Raw genomic sequence first — 569 nt, forward strand, 5'->3', positions numbered from 1 at the left:
GACACCTTCGAGGACACTCCCGCCAAGGACCGGGACCCCGAGTGGTTCAAACGCGCCGTCTTCTACGAGGTCCTGGTCCGCTCCTTCCAGGACAGCAACGGCGACGGCATCGGTGACCTCAAGGGCATCACCGCCAAACTCGACTACCTCCAGTGGCTCGGCATCGACTGCCTCTGGCTGCCCCCCTTCTTCAAATCCCCCCTCCGCGACGGCGGTTACGACGTCTCCGACTACACCGCCGTCCTCCCCGAGTTCGGCGACCTCGCCGACTTCGTGGACTTCGTCGACTCCGCCCACCAGCGGGGCATGCGCGTCATCATCGACTTCGTCATGAACCACACCAGCGACCAGCACCCGTGGTTCCAGGAGTCGAGAAAGGACCCCGACGGGCCCTACGGCGACTACTACATGTGGGCCGACGACGACAAGCAGTACCCCGACGCCCGCATCATCTTCGTCGACACCGAAGCCTCCAACTGGACCTTCGACCCCGTCCGCAAGCAGTACTACTGGCACCGCTTCTTCTCCCACCAGCCGGACCTCAACTACGAGAACCCGGCCGTACAGGA

1 protein-coding gene is annotated in these 569 nt (G+C 64.0%); it reads left to right on the plus strand.

Annotation, left to right across the window (positions count from 1 at the left end; genetic code table 11):
* Window positions 1-569: alpha-amylase family glycosyl hydrolase (locus OC490_RS49135; RefSeq protein WP_262064567.1), on the plus strand; the 569-nt coding region annotated here is incomplete at both ends.

It is taken from the genome of Streptomyces sp. STR69, assembly GCF_024519455.1.
GTDB lineage: Bacteria > Actinomycetota > Actinomycetes > Streptomycetales > Streptomycetaceae > Streptomyces.